The 19,473-nt window shown below is 36.9% G+C and carries 17 protein-coding genes and 1 pseudogene; 13 read left to right on the forward strand and 5 right to left on the reverse strand.

What is annotated here, in order from left to right; translation table 11 throughout:
- Positions 1 to 261 precede the first annotated feature (261 nt).
- The 3 genes and pseudogenes from J7E16_RS05855 to J7E16_RS05865 form a co-directional block, all read left to right on the forward strand.
- Positions 262 to 1,554 carry an alkaline phosphatase family protein gene (locus J7E16_RS05855; protein WP_214889797.1) on the forward strand — a complete coding sequence of 431 codons (1,293 nt, stop codon included), beginning with the start codon at positions 262 to 264 and terminating at the stop codon, positions 1,552 to 1,554.
- Positions 1,554 to 2,825, forward strand: a complete 1,272-nt coding sequence (locus tag J7E16_RS05860) for an MFS transporter (RefSeq protein ID WP_353049866.1) — start codon at positions 1,554 to 1,556, stop codon at positions 2,823 to 2,825. Before J7E16_RS05855 ends, J7E16_RS05860 begins: the two co-directional genes overlap by 1 nt.
- A gap of 126 nt (positions 2,826 to 2,951) precedes the next feature.
- Positions 2,952 to 3,890: pseudogene (locus tag J7E16_RS05865) on the forward strand (dipeptidase); the annotation flags it as partial.
- Positions 3,891 to 3,965: 75 nt separating this feature from the next.
- Here J7E16_RS05865 and J7E16_RS05870 read toward each other — a convergent pair.
- Positions 3,966 to 5,627: a peptide ABC transporter substrate-binding protein gene (locus J7E16_RS05870; RefSeq protein WP_214889803.1), complete on the reverse strand. Its 1,662-nt coding sequence runs from the start codon at positions 5,625 to 5,627 to the stop codon at positions 3,966 to 3,968.
- Between the two features lie 201 nt (positions 5,628 to 5,828).
- On the opposite strand from J7E16_RS05870, the gene J7E16_RS05875 reads away from it, so the two are divergent.
- Positions 5,829 to 6,191 carry a YrhK family protein gene (locus J7E16_RS05875; RefSeq protein WP_214889807.1) on the forward strand — a complete coding sequence of 121 codons (363 nt, stop codon included), beginning with the start codon at positions 5,829 to 5,831 and terminating at the stop codon, positions 6,189 to 6,191.
- A 179-nt stretch (positions 6,192 to 6,370) separates the two neighbouring features.
- The gene (locus J7E16_RS05880; RefSeq protein ID WP_502756791.1) at positions 6,371 to 7,063 is read left to right on the forward strand and encodes an N-acetylmannosamine-6-phosphate 2-epimerase; all 693 of its coding nucleotides are present in this window, start codon (positions 6,371 to 6,373) and stop codon (positions 7,061 to 7,063) included.
- A 187-nt stretch (positions 7,064 to 7,250) separates the two neighbouring features.
- Here J7E16_RS05880 and J7E16_RS05885 read toward each other — a convergent pair whose 3' ends face one another.
- The gene (locus tag J7E16_RS05885) at positions 7,251 to 8,057 is read right to left on the reverse strand and encodes a MurR/RpiR family transcriptional regulator (protein ID WP_214889813.1); all 807 of its coding nucleotides are present in this window, start codon (positions 8,055 to 8,057) and stop codon (positions 7,251 to 7,253) included.
- A gap of 185 nt (positions 8,058 to 8,242) precedes the next feature.
- Here J7E16_RS05885 and J7E16_RS05890 point away from each other — a divergent pair, with 185 nt between their 5' ends.
- The gene (locus J7E16_RS05890) at positions 8,243 to 9,565 is read left to right on the forward strand and encodes an FAD-dependent oxidoreductase (protein ID WP_214889815.1); all 1,323 of its coding nucleotides are present in this window, start codon (positions 8,243 to 8,245) and stop codon (positions 9,563 to 9,565) included.
- Positions 9,566 to 9,643: 78 nt separating this feature from the next.
- Here J7E16_RS05890 and spxA read toward each other — a convergent pair whose 3' ends face one another.
- Positions 9,644 to 10,048 (reverse strand): transcriptional regulator SpxA, encoded by a 405-nt coding sequence (gene spxA, locus J7E16_RS05895; RefSeq protein ID WP_214889817.1) that lies wholly within the window; start codon positions 10,046 to 10,048, stop codon positions 9,644 to 9,646.
- A gap of 243 nt (positions 10,049 to 10,291) precedes the next feature.
- Here spxA and gcvT point away from each other — a divergent pair, with 243 nt between their 5' ends.
- From gcvT to gcvPB, 4 genes are read left to right on the forward strand one after another with little or no spacing between them, the layout of a single operon-like run.
- Positions 10,292 to 11,413 carry a glycine cleavage system aminomethyltransferase GcvT gene (gcvT, locus tag J7E16_RS05900; protein ID WP_214889819.1) on the forward strand — a complete coding sequence of 374 codons (1,122 nt, stop codon included), beginning with the start codon at positions 10,292 to 10,294 and terminating at the stop codon, positions 11,411 to 11,413.
- A gap of 31 nt (positions 11,414 to 11,444) precedes the next feature.
- A complete protein-coding gene (gcvH, locus tag J7E16_RS05905) occupies positions 11,445 to 11,843 on the forward strand; it encodes a glycine cleavage system protein GcvH (protein WP_214889821.1) in 399 nt (132 codons plus the stop codon).
- 4 nt (positions 11,844 to 11,847) lie between these two features.
- Positions 11,848 to 13,194: an aminomethyl-transferring glycine dehydrogenase subunit GcvPA gene (gene gcvPA, locus J7E16_RS05910; protein ID WP_285439378.1), complete on the forward strand. Its 1,347-nt coding sequence runs from the start codon at positions 11,848 to 11,850 to the stop codon at positions 13,192 to 13,194.
- On the forward strand, positions 13,191 to 14,648 hold the full coding sequence (gene gcvPB, locus J7E16_RS05915) for an aminomethyl-transferring glycine dehydrogenase subunit GcvPB (protein WP_214889829.1): 1,458 nt from the start codon (positions 13,191 to 13,193) through the stop codon (positions 14,646 to 14,648). The genes gcvPA and gcvPB overlap by 4 nt, the downstream gene beginning before the upstream one ends.
- Positions 14,649 to 14,736: 88 nt before the next feature.
- Here gcvPB and J7E16_RS05920 read toward each other — a convergent pair whose 3' ends face one another.
- Positions 14,737 to 15,345, reverse strand: a complete 609-nt coding sequence (locus J7E16_RS05920; protein WP_214889832.1) for a DedA family protein — start codon at positions 15,343 to 15,345, stop codon at positions 14,737 to 14,739.
- 604 nt (positions 15,346 to 15,949) lie between these two features.
- Between J7E16_RS05920 and J7E16_RS05925 the strand changes: the two genes are divergently transcribed.
- The 3 genes from J7E16_RS05925 to J7E16_RS05935 all read left to right on the forward strand — a co-directional run bounded on the left by J7E16_RS05925 (position 15,950) and on the right by J7E16_RS05935 (position 17,783).
- On the forward strand, positions 15,950 to 16,603 hold the full coding sequence (locus J7E16_RS05925; protein ID WP_214889835.1) for a CAP domain-containing protein: 654 nt from the start codon (positions 15,950 to 15,952) through the stop codon (positions 16,601 to 16,603).
- A gap of 240 nt (positions 16,604 to 16,843) precedes the next feature.
- Entirely contained in the window at positions 16,844 to 17,257 is a 414-nt protein-coding gene (locus tag J7E16_RS05930; protein ID WP_214889837.1) for a DUF4430 domain-containing protein, read from the forward strand.
- Entirely contained in the window at positions 17,244 to 17,783 is a 540-nt protein-coding gene (locus J7E16_RS05935; RefSeq protein ID WP_214889840.1) for an ECF transporter S component, read from the forward strand. Before J7E16_RS05930 ends, J7E16_RS05935 begins: the two co-directional genes overlap by 14 nt.
- A 133-nt stretch (positions 17,784 to 17,916) precedes the next feature.
- Here the strand turns inward: J7E16_RS05935 and J7E16_RS05940 are convergent, their stop codons facing one another.
- A complete protein-coding gene (locus J7E16_RS05940) occupies positions 17,917 to 19,464 on the reverse strand; it encodes a M23 family metallopeptidase (protein WP_214889843.1) in 1,548 nt (515 codons plus the stop codon).
- Positions 19,465 to 19,473: the final 9 nt, after the last annotated feature.

Here is a 19,473-nt window from a genome sequence, read left to right on the forward strand (position 1 = left end):
TTTTTTGCAAAAAAATAGGAAAATATAGTCTGTGATTTTTAGAATTGAACGATTAGGTGAATCAATTATTTGTAATTTTTGGAGAATTAGGAGTAGGTATTTTTCAAGTGTTACTATTGATCTGTACAAAAATGGATTCATTCTAAAAGCAATTTCTGTTGAGACACTAACACCATTTGGTGAATAAAATAGAAATAATGAAAATTAACTTTCTCAAAAAGTAGGCTTGTGGGATAATACAGAGGTAAGGAGGAATACTAATTGAAGAAGCAACGTTTGTATATCATTTCTTTAGATGCTTTTGGGGCAAAAGATTTAGCATACGCCCGTACACTGCCAACCTTTAAATACTTATTGGATCGCAGTGCTTTAGTAGAGAAAGTAGAATCGATATATCCGTCATTGACCTATATGGCCCATACAACTATTGTAACAGGAGTTTACCCTAGAAAACACGGCATTACGAATAATACATATATACAACCTGAAAGAAAATCACCTGATTGGCACTGGTACGCAAAAGATATTAAAGTTCCCACCCTATTTGATATTGCTCATGAAGCCGGGTACTCGATTGCTTCTTTTCTATGGCCCGTTACGGGTCGAAGCAGAGTTATAAACTATAATTTTGCGGAAGTTTTTGCTAACCGACCTTGGCAATCACAGAGCCTTATTACATTATGGTCCTCATCACCAAAATTTATTTTTGATCTAGAACGTAAATTCGGTAAAATACGTAAAGGTATCAAACAGCCAGCATTGGATCATTTCTTAACTGCTGGGGTCGTCGATACGATCCATTCTAAGAACCCTGATTTAATGGCAATACATTTAGTTGATCTAGACAGCACGAGACATCGATTCGGTGTGGATACTAAAGAAACAAGGGCAGCTATTAAACAAATGGACGAACACTTAAATCAAATTATCACAGCGATGAAAGAAAAAGGGATTTTTGAAGAGACTGTATTAGCAGTATTTGGAGATCATTATCAGCTAGACGCCCATACCGTTGTGAGGTTGAACCAACTGTTCAAAACGCAAGGCTGGTTAAGTGAAAACAAGGACGGAACAATTCAAGAATGGGATGTATTGGCTAAGGGAGCAGATGGCTCGTGTTATATCTATACAAAACCTGAAGTGAAATTGGCTGATGTAAAAAATATTTTAGAACGGTATCCTGAACAAATTGAGACTATTTATACTCAAGAAGAAGCAGCTAGTTTAGGAGCTGACGATACCTGTAGTTTTTTAGTCGAAGCAAAGAGAGGGTACTATTTTGTCAGTGGAAGTGATGGACCATTTTTAGAAGAGATTGGGGTAGATGGAAAGTCAGCATTTCATAAAGGAGTACATGGATATAGTCCTAAAAAAGAGAGTTATGAAACGACTTTATTTATTTCAGGTCCTGGGATCAACGCCAATGCCTGCATACCGTCAGCTCGATTGATCGATGAAGGACCTACCTTTTTACATGCGATAGGACTTGAATTCCCGACAGAAGTTGATGGAGAAGTGTTGGAAATTTTATTTGAGCAAGAGGGGTGCCAATAGTGGAAATCCAAAAAGAGCGATTTAAGTATACACTGTCTGAAAAGAGTTGGATTTTGCAAGATTGGGCTAACTCGGCCTACTCGATCATGGTAACGACAGCTGTTTTTCCCTTGTTTTTCAAGGCTGTTTCCGAAGGGTCAGGCGTTAGTGCAGTAAACTCTACGGCTTATTTAGGCTATGCAAACGCAATTGGGACTTTGGTTGTATCATTATTAGCGCCCATTTTAGGAGCAGTTGCGGATTACAAAGGTTATCGCAATCCGATGTTCACTTTAGCAACAGGCCTGGGAATTATTGCAACACTTAGTTTTGCATTTATTCCAAATGAAAATTGGTTATTATTATTGATTCTCTATGCTGTTTCTTCGATTGGTTATGGCGCAGCAAATATCTTTTACGATGCTTCATTAGTCGATTCTACAACTTTAAATCGGATGGATCGTGTATCCAGTGCCGGATATGGTTGGGGCTATATTGGCAGTTCGATCCCATTTGTCATTTTTATTTTTTTTCAATTAACCGGTATTCTTCCCATTTCGCAAAGCGCTCTTATCAAAGGCGGATTTGTAGCAACGGCGCTGTGGTGGCTAGTCTTTACGATTCCATATTGGAAAAATGTCGAACAAAAAACCTATATTGAAAAACAACCGCATATCATTAAAAATAGTTTCTTAAGGTTATGGGAAACCATTAATAAGGTTCGTCAGTACCGCAATGTCTTTTTGTTTTTGATTGCGTATTTCTTTTACATTGATGGCGTGGGTACGATCTTCCAAATGGCGACCGCTATTGGTTCAGATATTGGACTTGCAGCTAATGATTTGATCGTGGTAATGATGGTGAGCCAATTTGTCGCTTTCCCTTCTTCTATCATATATGGAATCTTGGCTGGTCGATTCGGCAACAAAAAGATGATTTATGTTGGAATCATTACGTATACCTTCATTTGTATTTATGCTTTGACGCTAGATTCATTATTGACCTTCATTACATTAGCAGTGCTTGTTGGAACCGCTCAAGGCGGGATCCAAGCGCTTAGCCGTTCGTTATTTGGACAGTTGATTCCTAAGCAACATGCAAATGAATTTTTTGGCTTTTACAATATTTTTGGTAAATTTGCAGCCGTTGTTGGTCCTTTCTTAGTTGGTATCATCTCCCAAACGACGGAAAATTCCTTGAACGGAGTGTTTGCTTTAATTATTCTCTTTATTATAGGAGGATCTGTCCTTTATTTTGTTGAAGAACCAGCTCGTGAAAAGAAGATAGGCTAAATGAAAGGAGACAGAGACAGCTAGAATAGCCGTTTATGTCTCTTTTTTACGGTTGCACTTCTGCGATTATTGCAGTATGATGAGAAAAAATAGAAAATAAGTGCGTAGAAGCAGAAAGTAGGAACGAATTTGAATAGCATTGATCTGCATTGTGACGTCCTTTATAAGATGCAAAAAAGCCAAGAGCCGTTAAATTTTAAAGATTCAAATCAGCTAGATGTAAATCTTGAACGGTTAAAGGAAGGACAAGTAAAAGTCCAAGCCTTTGCGATTTTTATCGAACCGGACCTTCCTTCGGATAAACAATTTGCAGCTGTTTTAGAACAAATCAACTATTATCAGAAAGAGGTTCTTAGTAAAAATCTTGAAATGAAACAAATAAAAAAATGGCCAGAAATCCAAGAGTTAAAAGAAGGCGAAATAGGGTCATTTTTGACTCTAGAAGGGGTATCCTCTATTGGAAATGATTTAAGCAAGTTAGAACACCTATTAGATGCAGGAGTACTATCAGTAGGGCTGACTTGGAATCCAGCCAACCTTGCAGCGGATGGAGTTGGAGAACCAAGAGGTGGTGGATTAACGACTTTTGGATTTGAAATCGTTAAACGATTAAATGAACGTAAGGTCTTTACAGATGTTTCTCATTTAAGTGTTAAAGGGTTTTGGGACGTCATGAAATGTGCGAGCTATCCCATAGCTACTCATTCAAATGTGCTTTCTCTTTGCAGCCATATGCGAAATTTAAATGATGAGCAGATCAAAGCGATGATTGAACGCGATGCTATGATCCATGTCATCTTTAATCCAACATTTACTGTTGAAGATGGCAAAGACAAAACGGTGACTATAAATGATTTGGTTCCTCATATTGAACGGTTAGTTAAACTAAATGCTGTTCGTACGATTGGTTTTGGATCGGATTTTGATGGGATCAGCACGCATATCGAAGGTTTGTCACATACCGGAGAAACCCAAAATCTTATCCAAGCTTTGCTTAAAAAATTCACTGTAGAAGAAGTTGAAGGATTTGCTTTTCAAAATTTTATGGATCATTTACCACAATAGAAAAGTTCACCAGCGTTTATGAACACTGGTGAACTTTTTTGATGGACATACATCTGAATAAATTAGCAAGACAGATTATTCAATAATATAGGAATTTTTGTAGCTGTATCTGGCTCCAACTGAATTGATGTGGATACCTTTGATCTTTGGGTTTCGCAACATAGCTTCTCCTTTTTGGTACAAGGGGATCAGAGCAGCATCGTCTACAGCAATTTGATGTGCTTCCAACATATCTTTCCATCTTAAAAGCGGCTCGTTCGCGTGAATTCCTTTTGCATCATCGATCAATTGATCGACTTTTTTATTAGAATATCCGCCATTATTATAAGAAGACGTACTATAAAGAACATCTAGCATGATTATTGGGTCAGACACATATCCACTCCAACCAGAAGAGATTAAATCAAAATCGCCTGCTGCAGCTTTAGCTAAACGTGCGTTGAATGGGACATTCAATAACTTAATTTCGATACCGTTTAAATTATTTTGTAATTCTCCTTGCAAGTATTCCATGACACGCTTGCTTGTTTCATCATCATCTCCAAGTAATTCCAGTTCAATCGTTTCTACGCCAAGTTCGGCTTTAGCTTCTTCGATTAATTTTTGCGCTTTAGGTAGATCATAAGTATAAAATTCGCCAGCTTCTTCAGCAAATTCTGTACCTGATTCAGAATTTTTAACAAAATGATCTGGAACCAATCCAGTAATCGGTAGAGAGCCGTTATTTAAGATTATAGAAGTCAACTCTTCGCGATCAACAGCTAGTGCAAATGCCTTTCTGAGGCTTTCATTCTTTAAATAAGGGTTATCTGTTTGATTGACTTCTAAGTAGTTGGTTCTTGAAAAATATTCAACCGTATAGCTAGGATCTTGTTGAAATTGTTTTGCGTATTCGCCAGATAATAAGGCATTATCGACAGTGCCTTTTTCAAATAAATTTACACCAGTGGATACCTCTTTGATCACTTGGTTCGTGATTTTGGTTAAATGAACATTATCTGCATCCCAATAAGTTGGATTTTTTTCATAAGTCCAGCTTTCATCCAGTCCATTATCCCATTCGGACAATAAGAAAGGGCCGTTTGTAAGAGTGGTTTCACTGCTCGTTCCGTACTGATCACCAGTATCTTTTACAAAAGCCTCATTTTGTGGAAAGAATGAAACAAATGACATAAGAGAAGGGAAGTAAGCAATCGGTGTTTCTAGTGTAACTTCTAACGTAGAGTCATCTAATGCTTTAACTCCGAGTTCTTCGAGCGGCAGTTCTTCAGCCATAATATCAGAAGCATGTTTTATATCTTCAAATAAGTACGCATAAGCTGCACCAGAGGTTGGATCAACACTTCGACGCCATGAAAACACAAAATCATGTGCAGTAACGGGTTCGCCATTCGACCATGTAGCATCATCTCTTAAGTGAAAGGTATACGTTAAGCCGTCTTTTGAGATATCTTCGCTTTCAGCTAAGGCAGGTATGGGCTCGTTATTTTCATCTAAACGATAGAGTCCCTCTATAAATTGATTGACACCAGCAAAAGTAATATTTTCAGCTACTAAAACGCTGTCGGTTGTTGCCAATTCACTTTCTACAGTTAAGTGCATGACTTGTTCAGAAGCAAGAACCTCTTCTTGTGCATCTTTCTTGTCCGCAGCAGTTTCTTCTACAGAGCGGCAGGCACTTAATAATAAGGTTAGGCTAAAAAAGGCTAAACTTAACGATAGTTTTTTTGTATTCACACTGATTCCTCCAAAGATCATCTAAGATGACTTATTTTTCAACTTATCAAGTTTAATCTTAGAATAGAAAACATGCAAGTTCTCATTTTTAAGTAGGTGTTTTTTAATAAAGTTGTACTCTGATACCTTTCTTTTGAAAGTAAATAAGTAATTTTGTATACTACTTATCATAAGGGCATGAAAAGGTGGGGATAAATTAATATGCCAAAAATTGAGCGAAAAAAACATGATGTTGTTCCTGATAAGGAAGAAGATATTGAGATCAAAACTGGCCGGTTTCGATTGTATTTTCAGAATCGTTATACTCTTATCTCATTAACGAATGATATTCTGACAGGTGTCTTTTATATGATCGGAAGTTTAGCAATATTAACGCCTATTCCCGATATTTATGGAATTTATTTTTCTTTAGTAGGTGGCTTTTTTCTAACTGCCCGACCAATTTTAAGGATTTTTCATAATGTCTTTATTTATAATGATGCAAAACAAGTAAGAAAAGAAGAGCAAGAAGCTGAGCAACAAAAAGATGATATTGAAGACCAAGAAGAAGATAGTGAATACTAATGAAAAATATTATGGTTAAGATAAGGATCAAGAATGGGAATAAAAGAAAAGTAATCTGATTAAGTAAAATTTGGATAAAGAATAATAGAAGGTGAGTGCCACAGACTGAATAGTACAAATGGTCTAGCAGGTGTCTATTATAAAGAAGGAAATTGAAGAAATGTTAGGAGATGAATAAAATGAATATATTAGATAAAGTTAAAGCAGAACTAATTGTTTCTTGCCAAGCCTTAGATAATGAGCCCTTGCATAGCTCTTATATCATGGGGAGAATGGCAATTGCTGCTGAAGAAGGTGGAGCAAAAGGCATCCGATCGAATTCAAAAGAAGATATTATTGAAATCAAGAAAAATACTGATTTACCGGTTATTGGAATTGTAAAAAGAGACTACGACGATTCAGAAATTTTTATTACGGCAACGATGAAAGAAATCGATGAATTAGCTGAATCTAAATGCGATATGATAGCACTAGATGCTACTGATCGGGCCAGACCTAATGGAGAAACGCTCGAGTCATTCGTGAAAGCCATTCGTACAAATTACCCTTCGATTCTATTAATGGCTGACACAGCAACGATTGACGAAGCGATCGAAGCAGAAAGGTTAGGATTTGATTGTGTATCTACTACTTTAATGGGATACACGAAAGAATCCAAAGGCGATAATATTGCAGACAATGATTTTGGACGCTTGAAAACGATTCTAACGTCCGTTGACATCCCAGTAATTGCTGAGGGTCATATTGATACACCTGAGAAAGCTAAAAGATGTAAGGAGCTTGGTGTTCATTCTATTGTAGTAGGGAGTGCAATCACTCGTCCTCAATTGATCACTGCTGAATTTGTTGGGAAAATGAAAGAAGTAAAATGAAAAGGTGAATTAAAAAGCTAGTAAGAAAGTGTGATCAGCACTCTCTTACCAGCTTTTTTTGTTTTAATGTGATCTATAATTTTTCTAAATTGAAGGTTGGAAGACTGCGTATTTCAGCTAGTAACTGATTTCTACAAGCCAACCTTTTTTAAACTAGAATAACTTGCGTTGAAACCCTACCAATATTTTAACGTAAGTCTAAAGCAGCTAAAGTTTTTTTTCGATTTTCCTTATAAGATTTATTTTCTAACAAGACATAGCACAATACGTCTAAGATAAAATGAATCGATAATTGACTGTTAATAAATTGATCACCTGGAATGGATGTTCTGTCAGAAGCAAATAGTACTTGATCTGCGATGTTTGTTAAAGGGGTGTGATTTTGATTGGTGATCACAAAAACGGTAGCTTGTTCTTTTTTTGCGATAGTACAGGCATCAATAATAGCTGGTGTTTTACCATAATTTGAAATAGCTATCATTAAATCATATTTTTTTAATAATACAGCATCCATCAACATCATATGCGGATCGGTCACTACGTCAACGATCAATCCCATTCTGACTAAGCGGTATTTCATTTCCATAGCGCTCAATCCCGAATTGCCAACGCCGCAAATCAAAATTTTACTGGAAAGATGAATTGCTTCCACAAAATCATTGATCTGTTTTGTTTTAATTAATTGGGATGCCGAATGAATCAACTGTGTGTAGTAACTGGCAATTTTTACGGGTACTTGCAGTGGAGGAGGTGTACTGCCTAATTCTTGAATGACAAACGACTTGAATTCACTGAAGTTTCGATAAGTTAATTTTGCACAAAAACGTGAAATAGTAGCATTTGAGGTTTCCGTTAAGCGTGAAAGGTCTTTAATATTCCAAGACTCAACATCATTTTTATGTTCAAGTATAAATTCAGCCACTTGCTTCTCTTTTTTTGATAAGAGTGGATAATTTTGATTGATGCGATTAGAAAGATCGAGATTGTTTGTCATAAGTAATAAAACCTGCCTCTAAGTTTTTTTAAAATGATACCATTTATCACAATTGTTTACAAAAAAATTGATAGATTCGTAAAAAAATCGTAAGCTGATTATTCTTTCTTAAGGTATCTAAATGGTATACTGAAGGTATACCTAGAAAACGATTTCAATTAAATTCAGAAGGGGATGGTGTTATTTTGAAAAAGTATGATGCGATTATTATTGGATTTGGTCAGGGTGCTCGTACCATAGCAACTAAGCTGACAGCAAAGAAATGGAAAGTGGCTTTGATTGAAAAAAATGAGTTGATGTATGGCGGATCTTGCGTAAACATCGGTTGTATACCTACCAAAATTTTAGAACATGATGCTCGTGAAAAAAAGGGATATGCAGCGGCATTAAAACGCAAAAATGACGTTACCCAAAGAAATCGAAATACAGAGTTTACTAGTATGCAAAAAAATGAATGGGTCGATTTATATACCGGAACAGGTTCATTTAAATCCAATCATGTGATAACGGTCGATTTAGGCGATAGGATGGAAGAACTTGAGGCAGAGTATATCTTTATTGATACCGGTTCAGAAAGCAACTACCCACCGATTGAAGGACTAAAAGAAACAAAAGGAATTTATAACAGCACAGAACTTCAAACATTGCCGGAAATGCCCAAAAAATTAGGTATTATCGGGGCAGGAAATATCGGGTTAGAATTTGCTTCGATCTATGCGATGTTTGGTTCAAAAGTCACTCTTTTTGAAACGGGTGAACAATTTATGCCAAAAGAAGAACGTGAGGTAGCAGAAGCTGTTCAACACGTTTTAGAAGATAAAGAGATTACGATCAAGCTGCATGCAAGAGCAACTAAAGTCTCAAATGAAAAAAATCAAGTCAGACTTGAAACAGAAAATGATGGAGAATTTCTATTTGATGCTGTTTTGGTAGCTACTGGACGCAAACCCAATACTGCATGTTTAAAGCTAGAACAGACAGATATTATTTTGGATGAAAAAGGTGGGATCCAAGTAAATGACTATTTTGAAACGGCCGTTGAACATGTTTTTGCCTTAGGGGATGTTAGAGGAGGCTATCAATTCACTTATATCACGATCAATGATGCTAAATTGATCGCTGATCATGTACTGGGTAAAAGAGATCGTAAACTTTCTGAGCGTCAACATGTGCCTTATGCTATTTTTATTGAGCCCTCATTTGCTCGTGTCGGATTGACCGAATCAGAAGCAAAAAAACAAGGGTATCAAGTGCTGACCAATATTGCTTATGTAGGTGGAACGACTCGTTCAGATATTATCAATGATACGAGAGGGTTGTATAAAGCAGTTGTCAACAAGGAAACACATGAGATTTTAGGGGTTACTCTTTTTGGAGATCAAGCTCATGAATTAGTCAATCAAGTCAAGATGGCGATGGATAATCAGATCCCTTACACTTACCTTAGAGATCAAGTCGTGAATCATCCGGTTATGTCAGAGATTTTTAACAGCTTATTTGATATGTAAGACTAAAAAGACCATTATTTGCTTAACTAGCAAGTAATGGTCTTTTACATATGTGATCAATTATAAAACGGTTTATCATTAGAAGTTGACCGGCAATTGATCGTGTAATTTTGAAAGTTCTAGTTTGCGGATGTCTCTTGGTAAAAAGCAGCGGATGTCTTCTTCGTTAAAGCCGACTAATAACCTTTTATCATCTATAAGAATAGGACGACGCAAGATTCCTGGATGTTGCTGGATCAATTTCAATACTTCTCCTAAAGGCATATCGTCTATAGCAATATTTAAATCTCTAAAGGCTTGCGAACGTTGTGAGATGATTTCATTTGTTCCGTTTTCCGTTAGTTGCAAAATAGCTTTCAGTTCTTGGTCCGTTATCTTTTCAGTAAATACATTTTTTTCAGTAAAGGGGATGTTATGTTCTTCTAACCATGAATGGGCTTTGCGACAAGAAGTACAACTAGCAGATGAATACAATGTGATCATGTGGACCCCTCCTTCTTGTGTTCATTAAATAGTAGTACAGTATATCAATAAACGTAATCGTTTTCAATAGGAAGTTTAAAAGAAACGACTATAAAAAGCAATTATAATGCTTACTGGAAAAAAATGGATTATAGTCTATGAAAGAGTTTGTAAAAGTGGTAGATTAAACGTATTAAAGCAATTAATAGCGTTAACAGCAGTAAATTTATTTGTTCCATATCATGAATGATTGGGGGGTATAAAATGGGGGAAGAATTGAAACAAACACCGTTGTTCAATTATTATAAAGAAAACAATGTAAAATTAATGGATTTTGGAGGCTGGGCTTTGCCTATTCAGTTTTCAAGTATTATAGATGAACATCAAAATGTACGTACATATGCTGGATTATTTGATGTTTCTCATATGGGAGAGATCCTTGTAAAGGGAAATGATTCTGAAGCATTTCTGAACTATTTATTGACGAATGATGTTTCAAAAATGAAAATTGGTCAAGCACAATATAATGCTATCGTTAATGAAAACGGCGGTACAATAGATGATCTGATTATTTTTAAACTAGATGAAAAAAATTATTTAGTTACACCTAATGCTTCAAATAGCGATAGAGTATTTCAATGGATGGAAAAACAGTTAACTGGTGATGTGGTATTAGAAAATAAATCTGAAGAGATTGGCTTGTTGGCTCTCCAGGGTCCTCATGCTGAAAGAATTCTACAAAAATTAGCAAATAATGACTTAAGCAAACTGAAGCCGTTTCACTTCGTCCAGCATATAGAATTAAAAAACCTTTCTCCTGTATTGATTTCTCGTACAGGCTACACTGGAGAAGACGGTTTTGAATTGTATTTGGAAGCGGGAGAAACTGAAAAATTATGGCATTTACTGCTTGAAGCAGGGGCAGAAGAGGGTTTGCAGCCTTGCGGACTGGGTGCCCGAGACACGTTGCGCTTGGAAGCGAGTCTTTCGTTGTATGGGAATGAACTTTCAGACGATATCTCGCCACTCCAAGGAGGCATTGGCTTTGCTGTTAAGACTAAAAAAGAAGCTGACTTTATTGGAAAAGCTGCTTTGACAGCTCAACTAAAAAGTGGAGTAGATAAGAAGATAAAAGGGCTTAAACTAGTTGGAAAAGGAATTGCGCGACACGGATACAAGGTTTTTGCTGAGAATGGTTCAGAAATCGGAGTGGTCACTTCAGGAACAAAATCTCCGACACTAGGCGATAGCATCGCACTAGCTCTCTTGACTACAACTGGAAGCGACGTCGGCACAAATGTGAAAGTTGAGATACGCAATAAACTGGTAGACGCAGTAATTGTGCAAACCCCGTTCTATAAAAGAGGATCAAAAAATAAATTATAATAGATACTTAAAGATGAGGAGTGTTTTAATGATGACAGAGGACAGATTATATAGTAAAGACCATGAATGGATATTGCCATTAGGCGAAAATCTAGTGCGTATCGGAATCACTGAGTATGCTGTAAAACAACTTGGAGATGTTGTATATGTAGAAGTACCAGAAGTGGATGCAGAGGTTTCAGTCGGCGGTGAAATAGGGACTGTTGAGTCCATTAAATCAGCTTCAGAAATTTTTTCACCGGTTACCGGAATTATTATAGCAGTTAACGAAGAATTGGAAGATGGCCCAGAGTTAGTCAATGCTTCTCCTTTTGATGAAGGATGGTTTGCTGAGATACAATTAGAAAATCCTATCGAATTACAGGGATTATTAACTGATGAACAGTATAAAACTTATATTGCTGAATTGGCAGCTGAAGAGGAGGCATAAGCGATTGGACAAATTTAGATACCTTCCGGATACTGAACAAGACCAAAAAGAGATGTTGGATGCTTTAAAAATCAGCTCAGTTGATGAATTGTTCTCAGATATTCCAGCTGAAATCAGATTAACAGAAGATTTGCCGATATCACAAGCTATCGATGAATCAACTTTAACAAAAAAAATGAGGCGCTTAGCAGCTAGAAATGCTACAGCGCATGACCAAACGCTGTTTTTAGGAGCTGGCACATACGACCACTACATTCCAAGCGTAATTGATCATGTTATTTCGCGTTCTGAATTTTACACGGCCTACACTCCTTATCAAGCAGAAGCTAGCCAAGGTGAACTTCAGGCTTTATTTGAGTTCCAAACGATGGTCTGCGAATTGACCGGAATGGATGCAGCAAATTCTTCTTTATATGATGGCTTTACTTCGCTTGGTGAAGCAGCAAATTTAGCTGTTGGAACAACAAAACGTTCCAAAATCCTTATCTCTAAAGCTGTTCACCCTCAAGGAAGACAAGTTCTCCAAACGGTTGCAAATGGTCATGGATACCAAGTTGAAGAACTTGATTTAACAACTGACAGCACGGATCTAACTTTACTAGAAGAACAAATAGATAATGAAACGGCAGCCGTTATCATCCAATACCCTAATTTTTTTGGTTCAGTTGAGGATTTAGCGGCAATCAGAGAACTTACTGCAGCAAAGAAAGCTTTACTGATCGTGATGGCAAATCCTTTAGCGTTAGCGTTATTAGAGTCGCCAGGGAAGCTAGGAGCGGATATTGTAGTAGGAGATATGCAGCCGATGGGGTTAGCGATGAACTTTGGCGGACCGCACTGTGGTTATTTTGCAGTCAAGAAGAAATATATCCGTAAGATTCCAGGACGCATCGTGGGACAAACAACAGATACAGAAGGTAAGCGCGGTTTTGTCTTGACTCTCCAAGCAAGAGAACAACATATTCGTCGTGAAAAAGCAACTTCTTATATGAGTTCTAATCAAGCTTTAAATGCGCTAGCTTCATCTGTATTCATGTCTGCTTTAGGTAAAGAAGGCATAAAAAAGATGGCCCAACTCAATATTGAAAAAGCTGATTATATGGCGAAAAAATTGGAAAGTAAAGGTTATTCATTGAAAAATGAAGCGCCGTTTTTCAATGAATTTGTCGTACAACTTAATAGACCGATAAAAGAAATCAACCAACGCTTGCTTCAAAAAGGTTTTATTGGAGGCTACGATATGGAGCCTGATTATGGTATGGAGAATACAGTATTGTTAGCTGTTACAGAACAACGAACAAAAGAAGAAATAGATCGATTTATTGAAGCACTGGAGGGAATGAACAGATGACAGAGTACAATGATTTGATTTTTGAAATAAGTCAACCCGGACGTACAGCGTTCAGTCTGCCTGAAAGTGATGTTCCTCCAGTTGAATTAACAACTAAGTTTCCTAAACAGTTGATTCGTGAAGAACCGGCTGAATTACCTGAAGTATCAGAACCGCAGTTGATGCGTCATTATACGTCTTTATCAGCTAAAAATTTTGGTGTGGATAATGGCTTTTATCCACTGGGGTCATGTACGATGAAGTATAATCCAAAAATCAACGAAGATGTAGCACGTTATGCTGGATTTGCTGCGATTCATCCATTTCAACCAATCGAGACAGTTCAAGGAGCTTTTGAACTATTGTATGAATTGCAAGAAGATTTGCAGGTCATATCAGGAATGGATGCTATTACCCTGCAACCGGCTGCCGGTGCTCAGGGAGAATGGACTGGGTTGATGATGATGAAAGCTTATCACACTAAAAATGGCCATAGGACGAGTAGAACAAAAGTTTTAGTACCAGACTCTGCTCATGGGACCAATCCTGCTAGTGCGCATGCTGCTGGGTTTGATGTAGTTGAAATCCCTTCTAATTCAAATGGAACAGTTGATTTAATCGAATTAAAAAAACAGGTGGGCGAGGATACGGCTGGCCTAATGTTGACTAATCCAAATACATTGGGTATTTTTGAAAAAGACATCGTCGAAATGGCCGAAATCGTTCATCAAGCAGGCGGTCTGGTTTATTATGACGGCGCAAATTTAAATGCTATTTTAGGTCAGACAACACCAGGAATGATGGGCTTTGATATTGTTCATTTAAATTTACACAAATCCTTCAGCACACCACATGGCGGTGGAGGACCAGGTTCCGGTCCAGTAGGCGTCAAGGAATTTTTGATTCCTTATTTGCCGGTACCTCGAATCGAGAAACAAAAAGATCAGTATGTTCTAAATACAGACTATCCTGATTCGATTGGCCGAGTAAAAGGCTATTATGGAAACTTTGGGGTCAATGTTCGTGCCTACACATATATACGGACGATGGGGCCAAAAGGTTTACGCCAAGTATCTGAAAGTGCGGTAGTGCATGCTAATTACCTACGTAAGAAATTAGAACCGTATTATGCGACTCCTTATACCCAATACAGTAAGCATGAATTTGTTTTATCTGGTTCAAGACAGAAAAAACTAGGCGTCCCAACAACGAATATTGCAAAACGGATCCTAGATTTTGGCTATTATGCTCCAACCGTTTATTTCCCGCTGATCGTCGATGAATCAATGATGATCGAACCAACGGAAACGGAAACCAAAGAAACACTAGATGCATTTGCTGATGTACTGATCCAGATAGCTAAAGAAGTAGAAGAAACACCTGAAGTAGTTTTAAATGCCCCGCATACGACTTCTGTAAGGCGTTTAGATGAAGTGAAGGCCGCTAGACAATTGATTGTTAAGTATACAAAATAACAAGAATAAGACCACCTTCAAAATAATTGGAGGTGGTTTTATTCTTGTCTAAAGTCCATTCTGATGAACATTATTCAATAATCAAGCCTTATTTTTTTTTATTGCTTTTGATAAACCAAGCGATGAACGCGATCATTACAATAGCAATTACAGCGTAGGCAATAGTAGAATAAATATCCATGTAATGAACAATAACTTCCCATTGTGAGCCAACGGCAGCTCCTAAGTAAATAAGAACGGTATTCCAAATAAGTGAACCTAATGTGGTGAAAAATACGAAAAGGCCAAAATTCATATTTGACATCCCTGCTGGCAGCGAGATCAGACTTCGGATCAATGGCACAAAACGACAAAAGAATACTGTCCAAATACCGTATTTATCAAACCAATTATCAGCTTTATGAATATCAGCACGTGTCAATCTTAAAATATGACCCCAACGATCCACAATTTTTTCTAAACGTTCCACATCTAACAATGAACCTACTCCGTAAAGAATGATCGCCCCAACCACAGAACCAAGTGTCGAAGCTAAAACAACGCCCCAAATGGATAAGTCCGTACTGGTCGTCATAAAACCGCCAAACGTTAGAATAACTTCAGAAGGAATAGGGGGAAATAAGTTCTCCACCATAATAAGTAAAAACACACCTACATATCCAAATTGTTCCATAACCCCTTGAATCCAAGCTTCCATATAAATCTCCTCATATACTTTGTGTGTATAGTTTCTAATATTACTATACACGATAATGAACTATTTTTGATTCAAAAGGCTTATTTTTATAAAAAACATAACAATTGCTTAAGAAGTGGTTTAAAATTATTCCATTAAACTTAAAAAAGCGACTATAGATAAAGGCCTTTTTAAGTTTTCTGAGTTTATCATACTAAGTTACGATTGGGCACCATTGCCGATTCAAAGTAGTCTGTCATTTGAGTAAGCACAACAAGGCTTAATTCAACGAACTCAGAAGTAGTCTGTCAGTTGAGTAAGTGCAACAAGCCTTAGTTCGACAAACTCAGAAGTAGTAAGTGATTTGAGTAAGTGCAACAAGCCTTAGTTCGACAAACTCAGACGGAGTAAGTGATTTGAGTAAGCGTAACAAGCCTTAGTTCAATGAATTCATAATAGTTATTAATTTTCCAAATAGATCCTAATTAAACGTAAGAAAATAAGGGTCAATATATTAAAAATAGAAATAGAACGAACGTTTTCCTTTCAGCTTATATTTGTATCTAATAATTTTTGGTATACTACATGTAGTAAGGCAGATAAAGTAACAGAAAGGTTTGATGGGATGAGAAAATTTTTCTCATATAGTTTAATGTTGGTCATATTGATTAGTTTTGGCTACTGGCTTGGAAGTTCGACAATTCTAGAAGGAACAAAAATTAGTGATACTATTTCTCAAGTTATGGATAAATTGCCAAGTAACGAAAGGGTAATTGTAGAAGAAGCTCCAAATACTAGCGAACAAGAACAAGCGACGAGCGAAAGTTCAACAATTATCAGTACGAATGATTTAACGGATACAGATGAAATTGATGTTGCAGTCGTGGAGAACCGGGTCTTAGAACTTTTGAATAATTTGAGAAAAGAAGTGGGTGTTTCACCAGTCAGTTCTAATGATCAATTGAAAAAAGCAGCTAATATTCGAGCAATTGAAACAGAAGAATCCTTTTCTCATACGCGTCCGGACGGCAGAGCTACTTTTACAGTTTTAGAAGAACCTGATGTAGATTACTCGTATCAGTTAGCAGGAGAGAACCTGGCAATGGGAACTTATTACCTGGCTGAAAAAGAGATGGCTGAATGGTTGTTTAAGGGACTAAAAGAGAGTCCAGGTCATTATGAAAATATGGTGAAGAAGGATTTTGAAGAGGTAGGTATTGGAGTCCATTATAATGGAGAAAATCTTTATGTTGTCCAGCTATTTGGAACACCACGATGATTCAAATAACAGGTATGGTTTAGAATGATCAATCTGAATAGGAAAAAAATGGATCGAGTCAATTGACTTGATTCATTTTTATTTTTCAACCACAACATGTTGTGGTTGAAAAATAAAGAGAACTGATATATAGTGGTTTAAGGAATGAAAATATTTGTAAAGGAATTATTTTTGTGCAATTTTATAAACAGAGAATCTGGTAAAAATCATAGGATTATAATTGATGGAGGAATGACTAGAATGAAAATTTTTAAATTTGGACTTATTTTAGTAACAGCTCTTAGTTTGGCAGCTTGTGGGGATATGGGCACGCAGGAAGCCGTTTCTTCAGAAAGCAACAGCTTAGTTGAAAGTCAAACGAAAGAAATGCTTTCTGTCGCTATTTCATTGGAGCAGGATGAAGAAGAAATTGAAGGCAAAACAAAAGAATTGGAAGTAGAAGCGGGGACTACAGTATTAGATTTATTGAGTGAACAGTATAAAGTGGTTGAAGAAGAGGGCTTTATTGTTTCTATTGAAGGGATAGAGCAAGACGAAGAAGCAGAGAAATATTGGATGTATGAGGTGAACAATGAAGAGGCAACTGTGGGAGCAGCTGAATATGAAGTGGAAGATGGAGATCAAGTGAAGTGGTTTTTAAATGCTTGGAAATAAGCTGAATGGAAAACTATCCATTCAAAGAATCACCTTACTTGCCTTTATGACAGCACTCTGTCAAGTCAGCCGGCAGTTGCTTCAATTTTTACCAAATATCCAACCTGTAACGGTTATCTTAATTATTTTAACACTAACATTAGGAATAATGGATGGGTTGATCGTAGCTGTATTGTCGATTATCCTATCCAATATAACGCTTGGAATGGGTGTATGGACGATTGCTCAAGTCGTTTCATTTTGTGGAATCGTTTTGGTTACGGGATTGCTCATCAAACCTTTTTTCAACAAGATTCCTTTTGGATTCATGCTCTTATATGCCGGATTTACAGGGTATTTGTATGGTTTTTTAATTTCGTTAGTACAAGCGCCATTTTTTGGCATTCAAAATTTTTTAGTGTATTACGCTTCTGGAATTCCTTTTGACACCTTGCATGCGGCAGGAAATATCGGGTTTTATCTGATACTAGCACCGATTTTATTTCCGCTATTAAGAAAATTTATTGGCAGGTACTATGATAAATAAAAGCAGCTGCAATTCATTGACCATTCGATGTTTTGCACCAATACCAGTTGTCAAATGACTTATGGACAGAACCAAAAAAGACAGATCATTCATTTAAATGAATGATCTGTCTTTTTTTATACAAGTATTAATTTTATAAATAAGACGCTGGGTCGACCCGGCTTCCGTTTTTGTACATTTCAAAGTGTAAATGTACGCCAGTGGAAGAGCCAGTTGTTCCCATTGTACCGATTTGTTGTCCTTGAGAGACCTGTTGTCCTGGGGTAACAAGTAAACTTCCAGCAACCATGTGGGCATAAAGTGTTTGTAATCCGTTTCCGTGGTCGATCTTCACATAGTAACCCCAATCTGAATGGTATCCAGCAATGACTACTGAACCACTTTTAGAAGCAACGATTGCTCCGCCGCCACCAAAGTCAGTACCGCCGTGTAATTTATAATCACCCGTAATAGGGTGGACACGATAACCATATGCAGAAGTCATATAACCACCACTAGGCCGAATAAAATCGGAATTAGATGAGGGTGATACAGGTTCTGGTTTTGGTTTTTGTGTAACAGTTGGTTGTGTTGAAGGACTAGTGTTACTTGAAGAATTTGAACTAGTTGTACTGCTAGACTTAGTAGAGCTAGTAGACTTATTAGTGCTAGTTGATTTCTTAATATAAGAACTGGCAATTGTTGCTTTTTGTTCGGCAGCCTGTTCAGCTTCTTTTTTAGCAGTTTGTGCTTTTTTAGCAGCTTCTTCTTGTTCAGCAGTTCTTTCTTGTCTAGCGGTTTCTTCTTGTTCAGCTTTTTCTTGAGATGCTACAGCAACTAACCTAGCTTCTTCAGCAGCAGCGGCTTTAACAGCGGCTGCTTCAGCAGCTTCCTGAACAGCTAATTGTCTTGCTTGTTCTTCTTCAATAATTCGTTGACGTTCTTTTTGCATAGTTTCAGATAATGTGCTTGTTTGAGTAGCAATCACTTGTTGCTCTTTAACAAAAGTATTTTTTTCTTCTTCAGTCATATCGTATTGGATAGCAACTTGGACAATTTTATCATCCATTTCAGCTTTTTGAGCGACTAAATTATTTTTTGATAATTCAATGTCATTTTTTGTGTCTTCAATAGCCACTTTTTCAGCTTGCGCTTTTACTTCATTAGTTTCTAAAGCTTTTTGATCAGTTGCTTGTTCGGTAACAATATCTTTATTAGCAGTAACCAATTGGTTGACGACACCTATACGGCCTACTAAATCTGTAAAACTTTCAGCAGTTATAAGAAGACCTATTAAATTAGAAGCATTGCCATCAGTCTGTACAGAGCGAGCTTGATTTTCAAGCTTACCTGTCCGTTGATCAATTAATTCTCTTAGTAGTTCAATTTCTTTTTTTAATTGTTCAACTTTTGCTTTAGACTCTTCTAATTTCTGTTCTTGATCATGTAATTTTAATACCGTTTCGTCAATTTGAGTCTGCAAAGTGGTAATGTCAGATTCTAAAATACTTTTTTCTGATTCTAAATCATTTAAAGTGCTATCTTGTTTTTCAATTTTATTATTAAGTTCTGATGATTGTGAATCAAGTTCGTTTTTTTGTTGTTCCATTTCTTCCAAAGTATCCGCTTGAGCGATAGTTGGCAAAAATGGACTAGCAAATATCATCGTAGCCATAATTCCTGTTACTACTCTCTTTTTCAATTGTCTACC

This window comes from Carnobacterium sp. ISL-102, from assembly GCF_018612935.1.
GTDB classification, from domain to species: Bacteria; Bacillota; Bacilli; order Lactobacillales; family Carnobacteriaceae; genus Carnobacterium_B; species Carnobacterium_B alterfunditum.